A 19856-nucleotide genomic window follows, 5' to 3' on the forward strand; every position below is an offset into this window, starting at 1 on the left:
CCAGAAGATACCGTTCAAGACGCGACGATCATCGACGCGCGGAACACCCCGCGGCTTGTTCGGCAACAACGGCTCAATCACCGACCATTCGAAATCCGTCAAATCAAACCGCGCCATCTCAGCCTCCGTGATTTGAATCACGCCACAGCCGATTCGGGAATCCCGATAATGGGTCTATGACCTAGGCGCCGGTGATAATCAAAAGAGGCGCTTCAACCTTTGGCTAAAAGCGACCGGCGCCATTCAGGCTGCCGAAGCCGGCCATTTCAGCCATGCTGAGGCCCTGTGTCCGATGGAAGAGATCCTGTGCGCCAGCGCCCTGTCCCGAACGCGGGCGATCAATACCGTTCGAACCAGCTGTGGCATATGTCACGCTTAAGGGCGCAGCCCCTACATCCGTGTTGACGACAGTTGCTCCATGGTCGGAGACGCCCAGCGCCGCCGCCTGCTGCGCGACGCCGACCGAGACCAATAAAGCGCCGGCGGCGAGGAGAATTTTGGTGTTGTTCATGGCTTTTCGCTTTCGAGAGATGTTTCGTTCCCACCGCTCCAAGTTAAATATGACCGGTCATATTGAGAATCCAGTAGCTGGAGGCGTGAACTGATCAGTCTCACGCGAAGGTGAAAGGTTTGGCTTCAGCAAGGGGTTTTTGGGAACGGCCCCGGCGCGGCGCAGGACGCGGCGCTCTCAAGCAGAATGCGTTCAAACGGAATCGCATTCTGCTCCTTAAGTCTTTGTTGTGACGGATCATGTTGACCCGGAAGTCTAGAACCTTTCGGCGTCATTTTCTAGGAGCGCACCGCCAATTGGACGGCGAAGCCGTAGATGCGGCGCCTTGCGGCGTCCGGCAGCGCGGCGAGGGTCTGGAGGTAGACCTCGCCCGCCTGGCACATCTCGCCGTCTTCGAGCGGCGGAATGGTCGCCTTTCCGTCGAGGAGGGCCTCGATCGCCGCGTTGGACAGCCCCTGCGCGCGCAGAGCGTTCTCCAGCGTATGAAAGTCCTCGTCGGTCGGCGCCTCCCGTTTGATCCGTTTGGCCCGTCCGTCATTGATCGCGTCGAGGCCCGCGGCCGCCATGGCGGCGAAGAGCGGGCGATGGGCGCGCAAAAAAGCGACGAAATCGCCATTGCCGCCCGAGAGAAAATCAACGCAGAGGGCTTTGTCGGCGCCGGCGAGCGCACGAAGAAAGGCGAGCTTCGCGTCGAAATAATGGTCGAGAGCAGGGCCGTCCGCGCTCGCCGCCAAAATGCCATGCGATCTGCGCAATCCGCGGGCCGCGTCGATCATAAGGGCGTCCGCGTTCGCGCCTTCGCCCGCTTCGGCGGAACCCTCGGCCGCGCGCGCGATAAAGGCTTCGTACTCAGCCGGAAAGGCGGCTTTGAGCTCATCGAAGAAACCCGCGTAGTCTGGCTCTCCCGCGACGGTTCGCTCGATGGCGCGCCGCATCGCCGCGACCTCTTGCGGCGAGGCCCGTCTCCCGTCGGTCCGAGCGCTGGAATCGGGTTCCCGAGGGGCGTTATGCAAAAATGTCCAGCCCAAAATGATCGCGACGAGCGCGGCGAGGCTCAGCAGCGCGAGCCGCAGCGTGTTCATGCCGGCCGTTCTCCCTGACTGATTTTGCGCTTGAATGTGCCCCACAACCGTGAGTCAGGGCAAGCTTCCTCGCGACCTGGACGCACGATGGCGGCGTTCAGCCCGAAGAGATCGCAATGACTCGCCCGCAAGCTCCTCAGCCCGCTTTGCGCAAACGTTCAAAACCCCGGTCGAGATCGGCCTTGAGGTCTTCGACATCTTCGAGGCCTATGTTGAAGCGGAGCGCCGGACCTGGCGGATTCCATGGCGTCGCCGTGCGGTAGGAGCGGCAGTCGAAGGGAATGACGAGACTCTCGAAGCCGCCCCAGGAAAATCCCATGCCGAACAGTTCGAGTCCGTCCAGCATGGCGGCGACAGCTCTCTGCGAACAAGGCGCGAGCAGCACCGAAAAAAGCCCTGATGAGCCCGAAAAGTCGCGTTTCCATAAGGCGTGTCCAGGACAGGACGGCAGCGCCGGATGCAGCACGGCGGCGACTTCCCGCCGGCCCTCCAGCCATCGCGCGATATCGAGCGCCTGGCGCTGCGCCTCGCGCAGCCGCAGTTCGAGCGTTCTGAGGCCGCGCAGGGCGAGGAAAACATCTTCCGGGCCGGCGCACATGGCGAAAGCGTCGGCGGTGGCGCTGAGACGGCCGAGCCACTCGGCATTGGCGGAGACGAGCCCGAGCAGCAGGTCAGAGTGGCCCGAAAGATATTTCGTTCCGGCCTCGATCGCCATATCGGCGCCGCGTTCATGCGGCGGAAAGAACAGGGGAGTCGCCCAGGTATTGTCGAGAATGACGCAAACGCCTTTTGCCCGCGCGAGGGCGGCGATAGCGGGAACGTCCGGCAGCTCGAAACTCTGCGAGCCCGGCGTCTCGAGGAATATCACGCTGGTGTTGGGGCGTATCAAGTGCTCGACCTTATGGCTGATCCAGGGATCGAAATAGGTCGTCTCGACGCCCATGCGGGCCAAAATCGTGTCGCAGAAGATGCGCGAAGGCCGGTAAATCGAATCAGTGACGAGGATGTGATCGCCGGCTTTGACCGCTGTCAGCAAAGCGAGGGTGATCGCTGCGAGCCCTGTCGGCGCGAGAATGGTCCCCGCCGCGCCTGACAACTCCGTCCATGCGTCCGTCAGCGCCTTCGTCGTTGGAGAGCCTTGCGTCCCATAGGTAAACTCGGCATTGCGCGTCACGAGATCGTGAAAGGTCGGAAACAGCACCGTCGAGCCGCGATAGATCGGCGTATTGACGAAACCATGTTGCTCCGAGGGGTGGCGCCCGGCATAGACGAGCTTTGTGCGCGTCTTGAGATTTTTGCGGTCTTTTTCGGTCGTCTCGATCATGGGGTCGTCCACTCAGCCTTATGTGCGGCGCAAACTGCGGGTCTCTCGTCCTCCTCGTCAAGCCCGCGTCGAGTTAAGGAGCCCTTAAGATGGTCTGGCGCCATTTTGATCCCGGCAAAATCAAATAGGGTTCTGTTTGCCGCCTGATCCATTTGATTGATGCAAATTTCGGTCGACGCAAGCCCAGACCGCCGAGACGAGGGGCGGGCGGCGAAGGATTGGCTCCCTTGACCGGATTTGCCAAAGCCCTCTAGTTGCACAAGTGGCCACGCATCCTCGCGCAGGATCAAATCCGGAACTTTTTCACATGCTCAAGATGAACGTGTTGATGAAAATCCTTGCCTTCGCCCTGCTGACGGCGTTCGCGCAAGCGGCGGCGCAGGCCGGCACGCTCGATCAGGTTCAAAAGCGCGGCTATCTGATGTGCGGCTCGAGCCCCGGCGTGCCGGGCTTCGGCCTTCCCGATGACAAGGGCGTCTGGACCGGCTTCGACGTTGATTTCTGCCGGGCGGTCGCCGCCGCGATCTTCAACGATCCGACCAAGGTGAAATTCATACCCCTCAGCGCCAAGGATCGCTTCACCGCCCTGCAATCGGGGGAAGTTGATGTGCTCGCCCGCAACACCACCTGGACGATATCGCGTGAGACAGGGCAGGGCTTTCTCTTCGTCGGCGTCACTTATTATGACGGCCAGGGCTTTCTGGTGCGCAAAAAGCTCAATCTGTCGTCGGCGCTCGAACTGTCCGGCGCCTCGATCTGCGTTCAGCAGGGCACGACGACGGAACTCAACCTCGCCGACTTCTTCCACGGCAACAATATGAAATATGAGCCGGTGAATTTCGCCAATGCCGACGAAGCCGTCAAAGCCTATGACGGCGGCCGCTGCGACGCCTACACGACGGATGCGTCCGGCCTTTACGTCGAACGTCAAAAGCTCGCGAACCCCGACGACAGCGTGGTGCTGCCGGAAATCATCTCCAAGGAGCCTTTGGGGCCGGCCGTCCGGCAGGGCGACGATCCGTGGTTCAATCTGGTAAAATGGGTGAATTTCGCGATGGTCGATGCGGAGGAACTCGGCGTCACCTCGAAAAACGTCGATGAAAAAGCGAAATCCGAGCGCCCGGAGATCCGGCGGCTTCTCGGTTTTGAAGGAAATTTCGGTGAGGGCCTCGGTCTTGGCGCTGATTGGGCCTTTCGCATCATCAAGCACGTTGGCAATTATGGCGAAGTCTTCGATCGAAACCTCGGCGAAGGGTCGCCCCTGAAGATCAAGCGCGGCATCAATGCGCTCTGGACCAAGGGCGGCCTCCAATATGCGCCGCCGATCCGATAGGGCCGAGGCCGCGTGGCGGAGAAGGCCGGGTTTCTGACGCCGGGCGGAGACGGGCCCGGCCATGTGCGGCGCCATCCGGCGCTTGCGCTTTGGTATGACGCCAAAGCGAGAGCCGCGCTGATCCAGCTCGCCTTCGTCATTGGCTTCGCGGCTCTTGCGGCGATGGCTTTCCTGGATGTCCGCGACAATATGCAGGCGCGGGGCATAGCGACGGACTTCAGCTTCCTTGGCAAAGTCGCTGGTTTTGACATTAACCAGAGCCTGATCCCCTATAGCGCCGCCTCGACCTATGGACGCGCCTTTGTCGTCGGCCTTCTGAACACATGCCTCGTCGGCGCGCTGGGCCTGATCTTCGCCACCATCATCGGCTTTTCCGTCGGATTCGCGCGGCTTTCAAAGAACTGGATCGTCGCCAGATGCGCGATGGCCTATGTCGAAACCTTGCGCAATGTGCCGCTGCTGCTCCAGTTGTTGTTCTGGTACAACGCCGTTCTGAAGCCGCTGCCGCCGCCGCGCGAGTCGCTCGAATTGCCTTTTGGCCTGTTTCTCAACAATCGCGGGCTTTTCGCGCCTGAGCCCGTGTTTGGCGGCGGGGCGGTCTGGATCCTCCTCGCGGCGCTTGTCAGTTGTCTCGGCGCGATTGCGCTGCGCTCCATGCCGGCGCGCAGAAAGTTCGGGAGCGATCGCGCCGCTTTTCTCAGCGGCGTCGCCGCGGCGTTGCTGCTCGTGCTTCCCCTCGCCGCTTTCGTCATCGCCGGAAATCCGATCGATTTCGTGCGGCCGGAGTTGCGGGGGTTCAATTTCAGCGGCGGCGTTCGCCTGCTGCCGGAATTTGTCGCGCTGGTTTTGGGCTTGAGTCTTTATACGGGCGCCTTCATCGCCGAGATCGTGCGCGCCGGCGTCGAGGCCGTGCCGCGCGGCCAGCGCGAGGCGGCGGCGGCGCTCGGCCTTTCCGCGCCGGACGCGAACCGCCTCATTATCGCGCCGCAAGCGATGCGCCTCATCATTCCGCTGCTCACCAGCCAATATCTGAACCTCATCAAGAATTCATCCCTCGCGGTGTTCATCGGCTATCCCGATCTCGTGCAGATCTTCGCGGGAACGGTCCTGAACCAGACCGGCGCGGCGGTGCAGGTGATCGTCATCACCATGGCGGTCTATCTTGCGATCTCGCTTCTGGCTTCGCTGGCGATGAATCTCTACGCCCGGCGCTTCGCGTTGAAGGAGCGCTGAGATGGCCACCACCAGGCTTCGAGCCACAGGCCGGGAAGCCTTTTATCTCAGGCGCGAGAGCGTCGCCGCCCGTCCGCCGCCGGACGTCAGGCCGAGCTTTGCCTCGGCGATCAGAAGCAATCTCTTCGATGGCTGGCGCGCGAGCCTTCTGACCATTGGCGCTTTGGCGTTGATCGGGATCTTTCTTCCCGCGCTTTTGCGCTTTCTCGTGTTCGACGCGGTCTGGTCCGCGCCCAACGGCGATCTCTGCCGCGCGCCCGGCGCCGGAGCCTGCTGGGCGTTCATTGGGCAAAAGCTTCCCTATTTCACCTATGGCTCCTATCCGCTGTCGGAACGCTGGCGCGTCGACGTGACGCTGATCATCGGCGCCGGCCTGATCGTCTGGTTGCTTTGGCTTGACGCCTCGCGCCGTTTGACGGCGGCGATTCTCTTTTTCGGCGTCTATCCGATTCTGTCCTTCATCCTGCTGCATGGAGCGCCTTGGGCAGGCCTGCCGCGCGTCGATTCCGATCTCTGGGGCGGCATTTTCGTGAGCCTTCTCGTCGCCATCGTCGGCATCGTCGTCTCGCTGCCGCTTGGAATTCTCCTCGCGCTCGGGCGTCGTTCGGCCTTGCCCGCGCTCAGCATCGCCTGCGCGAGCTTCATCGAGATCGTGCGCGGCGTCCCGATGATCACGGTCCTGTTCATGGCTAACACGATGCTGCCGCTGTTCGTGCCCGAGGATCTGGCCCCTGACAGGCTCGTGCGCCCGCTTATCGGCGTCGCGCTTTTCGCCTCGGCCTATATGGCGGAAGTCGTGCGCGGCGGCTTGCAAGCCATGCCCAAAGGCCAGTTCGAGGGCGCGCAGGCGCTCGGCTTCAGCCGGTGGCAGATGCTGCGGCTGATCATCCTGCCGCAGGCGCTCCGGCATGTCATCCCCGGCATCGTCAACACCTTCATTGGCCTCTTCAAGGATACGACCCTCGTCGCCGTCGTCGGCATCTTCGACTTTCTACGAACAGTCGATTCGGCGCGGCTCGATCCTGTCTGGGCGGGGCCTACCATTTCAACGACCGGCTATATTTTCGCGGCGCTGTTCTATTTTGTGTTCTGTTTCGGCATGTCGCGCTATTCGCTCTTTGTCGAGCGGCGCCTGTCGCTGGCAAGAGATCGCTAAGATGACCGATGAGGACAGGTCCGGCGCCGCGTCGGCGGAACAATCCATCGCGATTGAGATGATCGCCCTCAACAAATGGTTCGGCGCCTATCACGCGCTGCGCGACATTGACCTCTTGGTGGAGCGCGGCGAGCGCATCGTCATTTGCGGCCCCTCCGGCTCCGGCAAATCCACATTGATCCGCTGCGTCAACGGGCTCGAGGCGCATGAGAGCGGCCGCATTATCGTGGAGGGAACCGAACTCACGAGCGATCTGCGCCAGAGTCACGAGGTGCGCCGCGAGGTCGGCATGGTGTTCCAGCATTTCAATCTGTTTCCGCATCTGACGATCCTGGAAAACTGCACGCTTGCGCCGATCCATGTGCTCAAAATGGATCGCGCGGAGGCGGAAGCGGCCGCCATGCACTATCTTGGCAAGGTTCAGATCCCCGAGCAGGCCGACAAATATCCAGGTCAATTATCCGGCGGCCAGCAGCAGCGCGTCGCCATCGCGCGCGCGCTCTGTATGAATCCGAAAATCATGCTGTTTGACGAGCCGACCTCGGCGCTCGATCCTGAAATGGTCAAGGAGGTCCTGGAGACTATGGTGCAATTGGCGCGCGACGGCATGACCATGCTCTGCGTCACGCATGAAATGGCTTTCGCCCGTCAGGTCGCCGATCGGGTGATTTTCATGGACGCCGGGGCAATCGTCGAGATCAATCGCCCCGAAGCGTTTTTTTCCTCCCCCAAACATCCCCGCACCAAGCTTTTCTTAGGGCAAATATTATAGCAAAGGTTTGGAACAGCCGAGCTTGGTCGGGCGTTTATGGAATGGTTGAGGGCGGGTGCGCTCCACCGCGTGTGAGCCACGGAGTGTCGGGGGCGTCATTCGGTTGGACCGTCGCTGGCCCATTTGGAGGAAGTCATGAAGATCCAGAAGAGCCTGTTGCTTAGCGCGGCTCTCGGCTTTTGCGCCTTTGGACTTGCGACGCAAACGGCGTCGGCCCAGGCCGGCGCGCCGTTCAATGCGCTCGACCACACCTATCGTTCGCTCGAAGATTTGAGGGACGAGTCGCGCGCTGAAGCCGGATACCGGAAGCCGGAATGGGTCTGCCAGCCGGCGGGCCCCTGCGTCTGGAAGCCCGGCTATTGGGGTCCCCGGCCCGCCGCGCGGCCGCCCGGCGCCTATATCTATGTGCGCCCCTTCGATGGCGCGGGATGGAGCGGATATTATCCGGCTCCGCCGTACTGATCGGCTCTGCCGCCTCCGGCGCGGCGGCAGCGCCGCGCGGGCTTTCCCAACACCTCAGGGAGCGAGCGGCATGACCGATTCGGACGGTCGTTCATGCCGCTGATTTTATCGCCGCATGATCTGACGCGAAAACGCCGCGGCCTTCGGCCGCGCCAGCTCACCGCCGGAGGAGCCGTCTCGCGTTTTTTCTGGCGGCTCGCATGGCGTGGATCATCGCCGCCTTGGAGCGGTCGGCGACGATCGATTGTCCGGGCGAACGCGGCGACAGGCCGAGACGGCGCAGATAGTGGTTCGCGCGGTAGACATCCGCCTGCAGCCAGTTCGGAAATTCCATATTGAGGCTCAGCGAGACCGACACCTCATTGTGGTTTTGCACCCAATGGGCGCCATGCGTCGGAATGTGCACGGCGTCGCCCGGATGAAGCGTAAATTGCCGGGCCACCTCTTCTGCGTGAGGCTTATAGGTCCCCGCCGATATCGACACGCCGTAATATTGCTCGATCTCTTCTTCCGTTGTGACGCTGCGATCATTTGGGTCACAGACCCAAAGATTTTTCGATCCGGTGATCTGCACGAGAAAATTGACCTCGGCGTCGAAATGATAGGGCGTTTTGCGGTTCGGCGATGTGATGAACACCAGCATTTCGGCGTTCGTCAGAAGTTTTGAGCCCTCGGGCCCCGCGATTTCGCGCACGAAAGCCTCATATTCGTCGAGAAGCCGCTTATAGGCCGGATCGACCTCCACATGTTTCAGCACGACCCATGCGCCGGCCGTTTCAATTCGTTCGATAATCTCGGGAATCGGCATGGTGGGCGCCGGAACGGAGCCCCATTTATCGGTCAGTGAAAGATCGCCGACATCGGCGTAAAGGTCGCCGCTCCGTTTCGCAGCCCGCTCCGCCGCCGCGGTTAAAGCTTCAATGCTGAACAGTGGATGGCCGGCAAGGGGATGATGAACTGCAAAGGCCTTCTTGTGCAGCGCCTGGCGGCATTCCTCGATCGGATCGACCGTCGTCCATTTTTTAGCCACACGGGCTGACGGGGGCATGGTCAGCATTGAACGTCTCTTCAAAGCGGGGCCAGAGCCCGGCTCTATACCGCGAGTCGCCAATGAGGGCAAACCAAGCATCATTTCTGAAAAATGAATGCGGGCATTCGGATATCAATGAAGATCAAAAATGCAGTGCGCGGTTGCATTTGGCGCGCCAACGCAACTGTTCTTAGCATCCGCAGGCGAAACCGAGCCCGGCCACGCTGCCTCCCTAAAACGTTGGATGACAGCGCGGCCGTCGCAACGCGCCGTCGCTTTCAGCGCCGACTGGCGCTAGAATCCATCCTGCCGAATTTTGTATGGCGGCCGAATGTCGAGACCTCAATGGATCCCATGTCTTTAAGCCGCATCGAGGCCGACGTCGGCTTTGTGCACCTTCATGTCCATAGCTCTTATTCCCTGCGCGAAGGCGCGATGGGCATCGGCAAGCTCGCCAAATTCGCTTGCGCCGACAAAATGCCGGCGCTGGCGATCACCGACACCAACAATCTCTTCGGCGCGCTCGAATTTTCCGAAAAGCTGGCGAAAGAGGGCGTGCAGCCGATCGCAGGACTGCAGATCACGCTCGATTTCGGCGATGGCGCGACGCTCGCCCCGCGCGGAGAGGAGACCGGCGCCGGGCGCGCTTCAGTCGTTCTCCTCGCCAGGAACGAAGCCGGCTATCTGAATTTGATGCATATCGCCTCCCGCGCGTGGCTTGATCCCGAGCCCGGCGAGACGCCTCACGTCGCGCTTGCGCGCTTGCGCGGCCACACCGTAGGTCTGATTGCGCTGTCCGGCGGCCCAGGCGGGCCGCTCGACCGCGCCTTCGCCCTTAATCGCCCCGAACAGGCCACTTTGCGCGCAGAGGCGCTTCAAGAACTTTTCCCGGATTGCTTCTACGTCGAACTTCAGCGGCACAATCTGCCGTCCGAACGCGAGGTTGAGCCGCGCCTCCTCGATCTCGCCTATCGCCGCTCCCTGCCGCTCGTCGCAACAAACGAGGCCTATTTCGCCGCCGCGTCCGATTATGAGGCTCATGACGCCCTGATCTGCATTGCCGAGGGCGCGGTCGTCGGCGACGGCGCGCGCCGCCAGCTCTCGCCCGAGCACCGCTTCAAGACCCGCGCGGAGATGATCGCTCTCTTCGCCGATCTGCCCGAAGCGACCCGCAACACCGTCGAAATCGCGCGGCGCTGCGCTTATCGGCCGCTGACGCGCAAGCCGCTGCTGCCGCGCTTTTCCGCGACTGGCGCGTTCGAGGAAGAGGCGGCGGCGCTGCGCGCTGAGGCCGAGGCGGGGCTTGAGGCCCGCATCGCCACGCATGGTCTGACGCCCGGATTCACGACCGAGCAATATCGCGCGCGGCTGTCTTTCGAGCTCGACGTTATCGTCAAAATGAAGTTTCCGGGCTATTTTCTGATCGTTTCGGATTTCATCAAATACGCCAAGGCGCAGGGCATTCCGGTCGGCCCGGGCCGCGGCTCGGGAGCGGGATCGCTCGTCGCTTACGCGCTGACCATCACAGATCTCGATCCGATCCGCTTCGGCCTCCTGTTCGAGCGCTTTCTCAATCCCGAACGCGTTTCGATGCCGGATTTCGACATCGACTTCTGCCAGGACCGCCGCGACGAGGTGATCGCCTATGTCAGGCGCCGCTATGGCGTGGACAAGGTCGCGCAGATCATAACCTTCGGCTCCTTTCTGGCGCGCGGCGTGATGCGCAATGTCGGCCGCGTGCTCGAAATGCCGCTCGGCCAGGTTGATCGGCTGGCCAAGCTCGTGCCGCAAAACCCGGCGGCGCCCGTCAGCCTGAAACAGGCGATCGACACCGAGCCGCGCCTGAAAGAAGCCGCCGAAGCTGAGCCTCGCGTCGCCAAAATGCTGCAGATCGCGCAGACGCTGGAAGGGCTCTACTCCAACGCCTCCACCCATGCGGCCGGCATCGTAATCGGCGACCGCCCGCTCGAAGAACTCGTGCCGCTCTATCGCGATCCGAAATCCGACATGCCGGCGACCCAGTACAATATGAAATGGGTCGAGCCGGCCGGCCTCGTGAAATTCGATTTTCTGGGCCTCAAGACGCTGACGACGCTATCCACATGCGTCAAGCTTTTGGCAAGGCGCGGCATTGCGGTCGAAATCGACAAGATCCCCCTTGATGACGCAAAAACCTATGAAATGCTGGGGCGCGGCGAGACGGTCGGCGTGTTCCAGCTGGAAAGCGCCGGCATGCGCAAGGCTCTCGTCGAAATGCATGCCGACCGTTTCGAGGACATCATCGCGCTTGTCGCCCTCTACCGGCCGGGACCGATGGCCAATATCCCGCGCTATTGCGCCGTGAAGGCGGGCGAAGAGGAGGCCGACTACATTCACCCAAAGATTGAGAGCATTCTGAAGGAGACTTTCGGCGTCATCATCTATCAGGAACAGGTGATGCAGATCGCGCAGATCCTCTCCGGCTATTCGCTCGGCGAAGCCGATCTCCTGCGCCGCGCCATGGGCAAAAAGATCAAGGCCGAGATGGACGCCCAGCGCGACCGCTTCGTGCGCGGCGCCATTGATAACGGGCTGAACAAGGCCAAGGCCAACGAAATCTTCGATCTGCTCGCCAAATTCGCTGATTACGGCTTCAACAAGAGCCATGCGGCGGCCTATGCGCTGATCGCCTATCAGACCGCCTGGTTCAAGGCCAATTACCCGCTGGAATTTCTGGCCGCCTCCATGACGCTGGAAAAATCCAACACCGATAAGCTCGCCGAATTTTCAAACGAGGTCCGCCGTCTGAAGGGGCGCGTCGAGCCGCCCTCGATCCAGCGCTCGGGCGTTGATTTCGAGGTTCATCCCGATGCTTCCGGCGAACTTTCCATCCGCTACGCGCTCGGCGCCATCAAGGGCGTCGGCGAAGGCCACGCCGAAGCAGTGGTCGCCGCAAGGGGCGCAAAGCCGTTTCGGGATTTCGCCGATCTCGCCGGGCGCGTCGATCCGCGCGGGATCAACAAGCGCATGCTCGAAAGCCTCGTCGCGGCGGGCGCCTTTGACGAGCTGGAGCCCGACCGCGCCCGCGTTTTTGGCGCCATCGAAGCGGTCCTCGCCTATGCCCACCGGCGCGACGAGGAGCGCCGCGCCGGCCAGAGCGCACTCTTTGGCGCGGGCGCCGACGCACAATTGCCGCTGCCGAAAGCAAAACCCTGGACGCTCGCCGACCGGCTTCAGCGCGAATTCGACTCCGTCGGGTTTTTTCTCTCCGGCCATCCGCTGGACGCCTATGCCGCCGTGCTGAGCCGGTTGCGCGTGCAGCGCTGGACGGATTTTGCCCGCTCGGTCAAACAGGGGGCGTCCGGGGGGCGGCTCGCCGCCACTGTGCTCGACCGGCAGGAGCGGCGCACTAAATCCGGCTCGAAAATGGGGATCGTGCAGCTCTCCGATCAGTCCGGCCAATATGAAGCGATCCTTTTTCAGGAAGGCCTCAACCAATATCGCGACCTTCTGGAAAAAGGCGCTTCGCTCCTGCTCGGCCTGCAGGCCAGCGCCGAGGGGGAGGACGTTCGCGCCCGCATCGTCTCCGCCGAACCTTTGGACCTCGCCGCGAGCCGTGTGCAAAAAGGCTTGAGGATCTTCGTCGCGGACGACCGCCCATTGCCCGAGATCAAGCAGAACCTCCGCCCCCAGGGCGACGGCGAGGTTGCGCTGATCCTGCAAACGTCGACAGGCGAAGTGGAGCTAAAGCTGCCGGGCAAATATCTGGTGTCGGCGCAGGCGGCGGGGCTGCTCAAGGCGATTCCGGGCATTATCGGCGTGGAGCATGTGTGAGGCTGTGAGATGGGGCCCCCGGGGTCCAGAAGCTGTATGCGCTTTTAAACCCTAAAAGCGGATGACGTCGCGAAAACTGGTCCATCACGGCGCCGTCGCGCTGCGACATCCTACCGCCCGGGAAACGCGGGCCTTGTCGTCACATTTGGCGAGGCGGGCGAGCGCGGCCATTCCGGCCGTAACATTTTTGTGTTATTGCCAGCTTTCGAGGGAAGGCTTGCGATGACTGGGCGGTTGGGGCGGTTAGGAAACATCGGGCGGATTGCCGCTTGCGTGGCCGCCTATGCGCTTGTTTTACAGGTTGTCCTGACGAGCGCGCTTGCCGCCAGCATTCCGGCGGCCCAATTCAGCGGCCTCGGCCGTCTCTGTCTCAGCAGCAATTCATCGCCGAGCGACGGTGAGAGCGGCCACCTAAAATCCCATTGCCCGCTGTGCGTATTGCGTGTGGCCGCCGCGGCGCTGCCTCCCCCTCCGCCCACGCCGATCATCGACCGCATCGCCGTAGAATTTCATTTCCGGGCTGTCTTGCGCAGCTCGCTTCGAGTCTTTGAGCCTCGTTCCGCCTGCCAGCCGCGCGCTCCTCCGGCGCAGGCGTAAGAACGCCGCCCGGCGCTCGCTCCGCGCGCGCGGGAAAATCTAGCTTCATTCCTCCATCGCTGAGCTGGTCGTGAAGACGGCTGCAAGACGCGCGACCCGTTGTGCGTCGCGGCTGCGCCGGCTCGCCGCCCTCATTACGGACATCACCATGCAAACCTCGTCCATTAGCCGCGGTCGCGCGGCCTTGCGTCTCACAAGCGCGCTCGTGCGCCCATCGCTTGCCCTTATGTGTTTCAACTCACTCTTTGTCACTGCCGCTGCCGCCCAGGCCGGGCAGGATCTCCCGACCGTGGTCGTCCGCTCGGGTCTGCCGCGGGCGACTGACGACGGCTCTTCCTACGGCCCGTTGATTCCGGCGGATGCGACAACGATCTCCGGCGCCGACGCCGCCAGAGTGGATCTTTGGAGCAGCGACTCAGCATCCTTGATCAAGGACATCCCAGGCGGGGGGGCCTGGGGCGCAGGCGGCGTGTCGAGTCTGCCGACCGTTAACGGCATGGGCGCCGACCGCGTTCAGGTGTCTATCAACAGCATGCTGTTCGCTCCAGCCTGTCCGAACCAGATGAATCCGCCGCTCTCTTTCGTCAACCCGGCGATGATTTCCAGCATGCGCGTTTATAACGCCGCCGCACCAGTGAGCGCTGGCGGCGACTACACGGGCGCGAGGGTTGACGTCGCCGTGGCGCCGCCGATCTTCGCGTCCGGCCCAGGATGGATCACGAGCGGAAGCATCTCCGGATTTTTCCGCAGCAACGGCGCCTCTTACGGCGTGAACGAGAACACGACCGTGTCTAACGCGGATACGAGCATTGCCTTTAGCGGCGGTTGGGCGCGAAGCGGCGACTACACGGCCGGCAACGGGATGAAAATCAAGTCCACCTTGTACGAAACGCAAAACTACGCGCTCAGCGTTGCGAAAAAGGTCCAGGACGGGCTCCTTTCGGTGGAGGTCGGCGGCCAGGCCATTCCCTATCAGGGCTATCCTAATCAATATATGGACATGGTCGATAATCACAGCTTCTACGTCAACGGACGTTATGAAGGCCTGTTTGACTGGGGCAAGCTTGAGACGACGGCGTTCTTCAATCACGTCCGGCACACGATGGGTTTTATTGAGCCCGACAAGAGCGGCGACATGCCGATGGACACAAAGAGCACAGACGCCGGATATGCAATCAAGGGCACGATCCGGATATCGGCGCAGGACCTCATCAGAATCGGCAACGAACTTTACTATAACAATCTCGACGACTGGTGGCCCCCTGTCTCCAACTCGACGATGATGGGACCGGACGCCTTCGTCAACATCAACAACGGACAGCGCACGCGCGTTGGGACCTTCGCTGAGTGGGAGCGGCATTGGGACGCGCCGTGGACAACCGTCTTCGGGTTGCGAAACGACATTGTGATGATGAACACGGGCGACGTTCAGGGCTACAACACAATGATGTACGGCGCCTCGGCCGCCGCCTTCAACGCCCTCAATCATGCGCGGACCGACGTCAACATCGACGGGTCGGCCCTGATCCGATATGAGCCCGATCAGGTGAGCCTTTATGAGCTCGGCTTTGCGCGCAAGACGCGCTCGCCCAATCTCTACGAGCGTTACAGCTGGTCGACGAGCGCCATGGCGATGAAGATGATCGGCTGGTTTGGCGACGGCAACGGCTACGTTGGCAACATCAACCTCGCGCCGGAGAAGGCCAATACGGTCAGTTTCACCGCGGCGTGGCGCGACCCCGACAGGAAGGCGTGGGAGTTCAAGGTCTCTCCCTATTACAGCTATGTTGAGGATTACATCGACGCCGACCGCTGCGCGCTCTCCGGCTGTCTTGCGAATCTTCCCGCAAATCTGACCACGACAAACAACTTCGTATATCTGCAGTTCGCCAACCATGACGCCTGGCTCTACGGCGTAAACCTCGATGGAAAACTGGCGCTCTGGGACACCGACACATTCGGCCAGGGGGGCTTCCGGGGAAACCTGAATTTCGTGCGGGGTCAGCGGACGGATGGCGTCAACCTCTACCACATGATGCCCGTGAACGCGACGCTGGCGATAGATCAGGCGTTTGGCGCCTGGAACTCGAGCCTCGAACTCCAGCTCGTCGGGTCGAAGACCCTTGTGAGCCAGGTTCGAAACGAACTCGCAACATCAGCTTACGCTCTCTTCAATTTTCGCGTGGGCTATCAATGGGAGGCGGTCAGGATAGATTTCGGCATCGACAATATCTTCAACCAGAACTACGACCTGCCGTTGGGCGGAGCCAATCTCGTAAATTACCGAGTAACCTCTATGATGGGAACGTCGCCCATCTATGGCTATCCGGTAGCCGGGCCGGGCCGCTCATTCAATACGCGTCTGTCCGTGAAGTTTTAATTGCCGAATTGGGAGCCCGGCGCGATGCAGAACATTCCATCAAAGGCGAATCGCAAATGGAAGAACTGCTTCTCGCCATTCCTATGCGACAACCGCAACGCATCGAGCGCATGTTCCGCCGCCTGAGGACTTCATGCGCGTGGCTCCGGCGGCCTCTTATTCGTTGAGCGATCTTGGACCGCTGACGAACGGATTGTCCCGAAGATAAAATCGCAGGAGGCGGTTCGCATCCTGCGAAATGCCGATCCTGATGCTCCGCCCGATTTCGCCGGGTTCGTCGTCGCCGCATCCGAGCCATAGAGGGCCTTCCCGGCAAAGATCGAGCCCGTCGAGCCGACGATCAATCCGCAACGCCGCGGCGAGCCTTCCGGGTCCGCGCGCCAGGTCGCGCAGGCGCTCGACGCCGCGATTGAGCCGCATGATCGGGATGCCCTCGAGTGGTTCGAGCGCCCTGATCAGGACGCCGGCTCCGATCCCGGGCGTCTCGCTCGAGACGTTCAGCATGTATGAGCTGCCGTAGGCGAAATAGATGTAGGCGTGGCCACGCTCGAGATACAGCGACTGATTGCGCCGGGTCATCCCGCGGTAGGCGTGCCCGGCGGCGTCGCCGACGACATACGCCTCGGTCTCAACAATACGACCGCTCGCGACGCCTTCAGGCAACTCCCGCACCACTGCCTTGCCAATGAGATGGCGGGCGAGAGAGACCGTATCAACCGGCAACTCCGAGCGCGCGAGCGGGCGGCGGATGGCCATCCTTATGGCGTCCAGCTGTCAGGGCATCCGCTCGACCCATTGCGCGCGCGAGGGGCCCGGCTCGAACGGATCGCCGAAATACTGGGTCTCGCGGGCCACTTTCCCATCGAGGAACTCCATGATGCTCACCGTGTAAGATGGCCGCCCGTCATAGGTTAGGACATATTCAGTGACCCAGAGGGCGCCCGCGCCGATGATCCGCCGCACTGCGAAGCGTTTCCGGTTCGGCTGCGCGGCGCGAGACGACTGAATCTTCCGCCGCCCGCGGATGCGCTCGCCCGATTGAGGATATTCGAGCACCGCGTCCTCTCGGTAAATCTGGTGCTCCCCCTCGAGGTCGTTCGCATCGGAGGCGGCCCAGTGGCGATCCAGAGCCGCTCGAATCTCTCTGTCCTCCATATCAAAGCTCCGTGACCATCTCCGTCGTACCATGCGCTGGCTGTAGCAGCCTTCCAGATGGGGCAGGAAGGCCATTCCCACTGCGCTGAGGCCAAAACCCGAAAGCCGCCAGTGCGCTTCCGGCCAAGACCGGCCTACGCCGGGATTTTCCTGATGTCCGCTGGTGGCGCAAATCTCCTAAAACCGCGGCAGGTCCGGGAACGGCAGCTGCCCCGCGTGCACATGCATGCGGCCCATTTCGGCGCAGCGGTGCAGCGTTGGAAAAACCTTTCCCGGATTAAGCAGGCGTCTTTCGTCAAACGCGCATTTGACCCTGACCTGCTGGTCGAGGTCGATCTCGTTGAACATCTCCGGCATCAGATCGCGCTTCTCGACGCCGACGCCATGTTCGCCGGTGAGCACGCCGCCGACTTTTACGCAGAGGCGCAGGATGTCCGAGCCAAAGTCCTCGGCCCGTTGCAACTCGCCGGGCTTGTTGGCGTCATAAAGGATCAGCGGGTGCAGATTGCCGTCGCCCGCGTGAAACACATTGGCGACGCGCAGCGCGTATTTTTCGGAAAGATCGCGGATGCCGGCCAGCACCCGCGGCAGGGCTTTGCGCGGAATCGTGCCGTCCATGCAGAGATAATCGGGCGAGAGGCGCCCAACGGCGGGAAAAGCCGCCTTGCGCCCGGCCCAGAAGGCGAGGCGCTCAGCCTCGCTGGTTGAAATCCGGCATTGCGTCGCGCCGCGCTTCAGCGCGATCGCCTCGACGAGCCCAACGAGATGATCGACTTCGACCGGCGGCCCGTCGAGTTCGACAAGAAGCATGGCTTCGGCTTCGCGCGGATAGCCGACGTTGACGAAATCCTCGGCCGCCTCGATCGCCGGCTTGTCCATCATCTCCATGCCGCCCGGAATGATGCCCGCCGCGATGACGTCAGCGACGCACGCGCCGGCGCTTTCGCTGGAATCGAAAGCGATCATCAAAGCTCTCGCGCATTCGGGCTTTTGCAGAATGCGGACCGTGACTTCCGTGACGACGCCGAGCATTCCCTCGGAGCCGACGATGAGCCCGAGAAGGTCATAGCCGTCAGAATCGAGATAGCCGCCGCCGAGCCTGATGATTTCGCCGTTCATCAGCACCATTTCAACGCCGAGGATATTATTGGTCGTGAGGCCATATTTCAGGCAATGCACGCCGCCGGAGTTTTCCGCCACATTGCCGCCGATGGAGCAGGCGATCTGCGAGGAAGGGTCCGGCGCGTAATAGAAGCCCTTGTGCTCGACGGCGCGGGTGATCGCCGAATTGGTGACGCCCGGCTCCACGACAGCGAACCGGTTCTCGAAGTCGATCTCCTTGATTTTGTTGAACTTCATCATCGAGATGAGGACGCCGTCCTGAAGCGGCAGCGAGCCGCCGGAGAGCGAGGTGCCAGCGCCGCGCGGCACCACCTTGACGTCATGAGCGTGGCAATAGGAAAGGACGGCCTGGAGCTCTTCGACAGAAGAGGGCAGCACCACCGCGAGCGGCAGATTGGCGTAAGCGGTGAAGCCGTCGCTTTCATAGGGACGGCGGCCGATTTCGTTGTCGATGACGCCTTCGCCGCGCACAATTTTCCGCAAGGCGGCGATGATTGTCTCGCGCCGCGCCAGAATGGTTTGATCCACGTCCATCGGTTTCATTGCCAAAGCCCATATGATATCAATTAGCCGCGCAATATGCGCCGGCGCCGCCGCCGAGGCAAAGGCTTTGCGCCCTAAGGCCTGCGAACCTTCGCCTTGCGTTCGGGCGCAAGCGCCCTTATAAGCACGCCCATTCCACACGCGGATCGCGCGACCCTGATTTAAGGGCCGCTCCCGGTGGCTTTTTCCTATGGCGCCTTCAAATGGCGCTTCGGAAAAGGTCCATAACGCTCCGCGGCGGCTTTAACCGGAGAAAGAAACGCTATGTCCCTGCCTGATTTCACAATGCGCGGCCTGCTCGACGCCGGCGCTCATTTCGGCCACCAGTCGCATCGCTGGAACCCGAAAATGGAGCCCTATATTTTCGGCAGCCGCAACAATATTCATATCATCGACCTCGCGCAGACAGTGCCTTTGCTGCATCAGGCGCTGAAGGCCGTGTCGGATACCGTCGCGCGCGGCGGCCGCGTGCTGTTCGTCGGCACCAAGCGGCAGGCCCAGGACGCGATCGCGGACGCCGCCCGCCGGTCGGCGCAATATTACATCAATTCGCGCTGGTTGGGCGGCATGCTGACCAACTGGAAGACGATTTCCGCCTCGATTCAGCGCTTGCGCAAGGTCGAAGACATTCTGGGCGGCGGCGCCGTCGGCCTGACCAAGAAAGAGCGCCTGATGATGTCGCGCGAGCGCGACAAGCTCGAAAAGGCGCTTGGCGGCATCAAGGAAATGGGCGGCATCCCCGACCTCATTTTCGTGATCGACACCAATAAGGAGCAACTCGCGATCAAGGAGGCCGAGCGGCTGCATATCCCGGTCGCGGCGATCCTCGACACCAATAGCGACCCGGACGGAATCACGTTCCCGATTCCTGGCAATGACGACGCTGGCCGCGCCATCACCCTTTATTGCGATCTCATCGCCCGCGCCGCGCTCGACGGCATCGCCCGCGGCCAGGGATCAAGCGGCATTGATTTCGGCGAAGCCGAACAGCCGCCGGAAGAGGTTTTGCCGGTGGAAGCTTCCGAGCCCGCCGTCGCCGCTGAGGCGTTCGAGGCGCCCGCCGAGGCTTTCGAACTGCTGACCGCGCCGCGCGGCGCGCCGGACGATCTCGGCAAATTGCCGGGTATCGGCCCGCAGATCGTCAAGAAGCTGAACGACGCCGGCCTATTCCACTTCTGGCAGATCGCCGCGATGACGCCGGAAGACGCGGCGAAGACGGATCATGACCTGAAGCTTGGCGGCCGCATCGCTCGCGACGGCTGGATCAATCTGGCGCGTAGCCTCGTCGCCGCCTGAACACGGCGGTCGGCGGGCCGGACGATAGCGGTCACAAAACGGAACTT

17 protein-coding genes and 1 pseudogene are annotated in these 19856 nt (G+C 62.0%); 10 read left to right on the top strand and 8 right to left on the bottom strand.

The window, feature by feature from the left end; translation table 11 throughout:
* The 4 genes from MPC4_RS09660 to metC form a co-directional block, all read right to left on the bottom strand.
* The coding region (locus MPC4_RS09660) for a transposase (protein WP_174511329.1) at nucleotides 1-117 on the bottom strand (117 nt) is incomplete at its 3' end.
* Nucleotides 118-223: 106 nt separating this feature from the next.
* Nucleotides 224-511 (bottom strand): hypothetical protein, encoded by a 288-nt coding sequence (locus tag MPC4_RS09665; RefSeq protein ID WP_174512335.1) that lies wholly within the window; start codon nucleotides 509-511, stop codon nucleotides 224-226.
* Between the two features lie 278 nt (nucleotides 512-789).
* Nucleotides 790-1593, bottom strand: a complete 804-nt coding sequence (locus MPC4_RS09670) for a hypothetical protein (protein WP_174512336.1) — start codon at nucleotides 1591-1593, stop codon at nucleotides 790-792.
* A 136-nt stretch (nucleotides 1594-1729) separates the two neighbouring features.
* Entirely contained in the window at nucleotides 1730-2917 is a 1188-nt protein-coding gene (gene metC, locus MPC4_RS09675; protein ID WP_174512337.1) for a cystathionine beta-lyase, read from the bottom strand.
* Nucleotides 2918-3233: 316 nt separating this feature from the next.
* Here metC and MPC4_RS09680 point away from each other — a divergent pair, with 316 nt between their 5' ends.
* The 5 genes from MPC4_RS09680 to MPC4_RS09700 all read left to right on the top strand — a co-directional run bounded on the left by MPC4_RS09680 (nucleotide 3234) and on the right by MPC4_RS09700 (nucleotide 7873).
* Nucleotides 3234-4250: an amino acid ABC transporter substrate-binding protein gene (locus MPC4_RS09680; RefSeq protein ID WP_244628938.1), complete on the top strand. Its 1017-nt coding sequence runs from the start codon at nucleotides 3234-3236 to the stop codon at nucleotides 4248-4250.
* 12 nt (nucleotides 4251-4262) lie between these two features.
* Nucleotides 4263-5483, top strand: coding sequence for an amino acid ABC transporter permease (locus MPC4_RS09685; protein WP_244628934.1), 1221 nt, complete (start codon nucleotides 4263-4265; stop codon nucleotides 5481-5483).
* A 1-nt stretch (nucleotide 5484) separates the two neighbouring features.
* Nucleotides 5485-6639: an amino acid ABC transporter permease gene (locus MPC4_RS09690; RefSeq protein WP_174512339.1), complete on the top strand. Its 1155-nt coding sequence runs from the start codon at nucleotides 5485-5487 to the stop codon at nucleotides 6637-6639.
* Nucleotide 6640: 1 nt separating this feature from the next.
* On the top strand, nucleotides 6641-7411 hold the full coding sequence (locus tag MPC4_RS09695; RefSeq protein WP_174512340.1) for an amino acid ABC transporter ATP-binding protein: 771 nt from the start codon (nucleotides 6641-6643) through the stop codon (nucleotides 7409-7411).
* A 135-nt stretch (nucleotides 7412-7546) separates the two neighbouring features.
* Entirely contained in the window at nucleotides 7547-7873 is a 327-nt protein-coding gene (locus MPC4_RS09700; protein WP_174512341.1) for a hypothetical protein, read from the top strand.
* Nucleotides 7874-8030: 157 nt separating this feature from the next.
* On the opposite strand, the gene MPC4_RS09705 is transcribed toward MPC4_RS09700, so the two are convergent.
* The gene (locus MPC4_RS09705) at nucleotides 8031-8930 is read right to left on the bottom strand and encodes a cupin-like domain-containing protein (RefSeq protein ID WP_174512342.1); all 900 of its coding nucleotides are present in this window, start codon (nucleotides 8928-8930) and stop codon (nucleotides 8031-8033) included.
* A 327-nt stretch (nucleotides 8931-9257) separates the two neighbouring features.
* Here MPC4_RS09705 and dnaE point away from each other — a divergent pair, with 327 nt between their 5' ends.
* The 4 genes and pseudogenes from dnaE to MPC4_RS09720 all read left to right on the top strand — a co-directional run.
* Complete coding sequence (gene dnaE, locus MPC4_RS09710; RefSeq protein WP_174512343.1) at nucleotides 9258-12716, top strand: DNA polymerase III subunit alpha; 3459 nt, start codon at nucleotides 9258-9260, stop codon at nucleotides 12714-12716.
* A 222-nt stretch (nucleotides 12717-12938) separates the two neighbouring features.
* Nucleotides 12939-13313, top strand: coding sequence for a DUF2946 family protein (locus MPC4_RS21610; protein WP_341264072.1), 375 nt, complete (start codon nucleotides 12939-12941; stop codon nucleotides 13311-13313).
* Between the two features lie 148 nt (nucleotides 13314-13461).
* Entirely contained in the window at nucleotides 13462-15693 is a 2232-nt protein-coding gene (locus tag MPC4_RS09715) for a TonB-dependent receptor (protein ID WP_174512344.1), read from the top strand.
* Between the two features lie 18 nt (nucleotides 15694-15711).
* Nucleotides 15712-15821, top strand: a pseudogene (locus MPC4_RS09720) (IS5/IS1182 family transposase); the annotation flags it as partial.
* Nucleotides 15822-15849: 28 nt separating this feature from the next.
* Here MPC4_RS09720 and MPC4_RS09725 read toward each other — a convergent pair.
* From MPC4_RS09725 to MPC4_RS09735, 3 genes are all read right to left on the bottom strand, one after another.
* Nucleotides 15850-16449: a DNA-3-methyladenine glycosylase gene (locus MPC4_RS09725; RefSeq protein WP_174512345.1), complete on the bottom strand. Its 600-nt coding sequence runs from the start codon at nucleotides 16447-16449 to the stop codon at nucleotides 15850-15852.
* Between the two features lie 18 nt (nucleotides 16450-16467).
* Nucleotides 16468-16848, bottom strand: a complete 381-nt coding sequence (locus MPC4_RS09730; protein WP_174512346.1) for a nuclear transport factor 2 family protein — start codon at nucleotides 16846-16848, stop codon at nucleotides 16468-16470.
* Nucleotides 16849-17025: 177 nt separating this feature from the next.
* A complete protein-coding gene (locus tag MPC4_RS09735) occupies nucleotides 17026-18513 on the bottom strand; it encodes an FAD-linked oxidase C-terminal domain-containing protein (RefSeq protein WP_174512347.1) in 1488 nt (495 codons plus the stop codon).
* A gap of 264 nt (nucleotides 18514-18777) precedes the next feature.
* On the opposite strand from MPC4_RS09735, the gene MPC4_RS09740 reads away from it, so the two are divergent.
* Nucleotides 18778-19809 carry a 30S ribosomal protein S2 gene (locus MPC4_RS09740; protein WP_174512348.1) on the top strand — a complete coding sequence of 344 codons (1032 nt, stop codon included), beginning with the start codon at nucleotides 18778-18780 and terminating at the stop codon, nucleotides 19807-19809.
* Nucleotides 19810-19856: the final 47 nt, after the last annotated feature.

It is taken from the genome of Methylocella tundrae (assembly GCF_901905185.1).
Lineage (GTDB): Bacteria > Pseudomonadota > Alphaproteobacteria > Rhizobiales > Beijerinckiaceae > Methylocapsa > Methylocapsa tundrae.

Excerpts from the sequence above, each read along its gene's own strand:
- MPC4_RS09665 (WP_174512335.1), bottom strand. The coding sequence starts at position 511 with ATGAACAACACCAAAATTCTCCTCGCCGCCGGCGCTTTATTGGTCTCG.
- MPC4_RS09670 (WP_174512336.1), bottom strand. The coding sequence starts at position 1,593 with ATGAACACGCTGCGGCTCGCGCTGCTGAGCCTCGCCGCGCTCGTCGCG.
- metC (WP_174512337.1), bottom strand. The coding sequence starts at position 2,917 with ATGATCGAGACGACCGAAAAAGACCGCAAAAATCTCAAGACGCGCACA.
- MPC4_RS09680 (WP_244628938.1), top strand. The coding sequence starts at position 3,234 with ATGAACGTGTTGATGAAAATCCTTGCCTTCGCCCTGCTGACGGCGTTC.
- MPC4_RS09690 (WP_174512339.1), top strand. The coding sequence starts at position 5,485 with ATGGCCACCACCAGGCTTCGAGCCACAGGCCGGGAAGCCTTTTATCTC.
- MPC4_RS09695 (WP_174512340.1), top strand. The coding sequence starts at position 6,641 with ATGACCGATGAGGACAGGTCCGGCGCCGCGTCGGCGGAACAATCCATC.
- MPC4_RS09700 (WP_174512341.1), top strand. The coding sequence starts at position 7,547 with ATGAAGATCCAGAAGAGCCTGTTGCTTAGCGCGGCTCTCGGCTTTTGC.
- MPC4_RS09705 (WP_174512342.1), bottom strand. The coding sequence starts at position 8,930 with ATGCTGACCATGCCCCCGTCAGCCCGTGTGGCTAAAAAATGGACGACG.
- dnaE (WP_174512343.1), top strand. The coding sequence starts at position 9,258 with ATGTCTTTAAGCCGCATCGAGGCCGACGTCGGCTTTGTGCACCTTCAT.
- MPC4_RS21610 (WP_341264072.1), top strand. The coding sequence starts at position 12,939 with ATGACTGGGCGGTTGGGGCGGTTAGGAAACATCGGGCGGATTGCCGCT.
- MPC4_RS09715 (WP_174512344.1), top strand. The coding sequence starts at position 13,462 with ATGCAAACCTCGTCCATTAGCCGCGGTCGCGCGGCCTTGCGTCTCACA.
- MPC4_RS09725 (WP_174512345.1), bottom strand. The coding sequence starts at position 16,449 with ATGGCCATCCGCCGCCCGCTCGCGCGCTCGGAGTTGCCGGTTGATACG.
- MPC4_RS09730 (WP_174512346.1), bottom strand. The coding sequence starts at position 16,848 with ATGGAGGACAGAGAGATTCGAGCGGCTCTGGATCGCCACTGGGCCGCC.
- MPC4_RS09735 (WP_174512347.1), bottom strand. The coding sequence starts at position 18,513 with ATGAAACCGATGGACGTGGATCAAACCATTCTGGCGCGGCGCGAGACA.
- MPC4_RS09740 (WP_174512348.1), top strand. The coding sequence starts at position 18,778 with ATGTCCCTGCCTGATTTCACAATGCGCGGCCTGCTCGACGCCGGCGCT.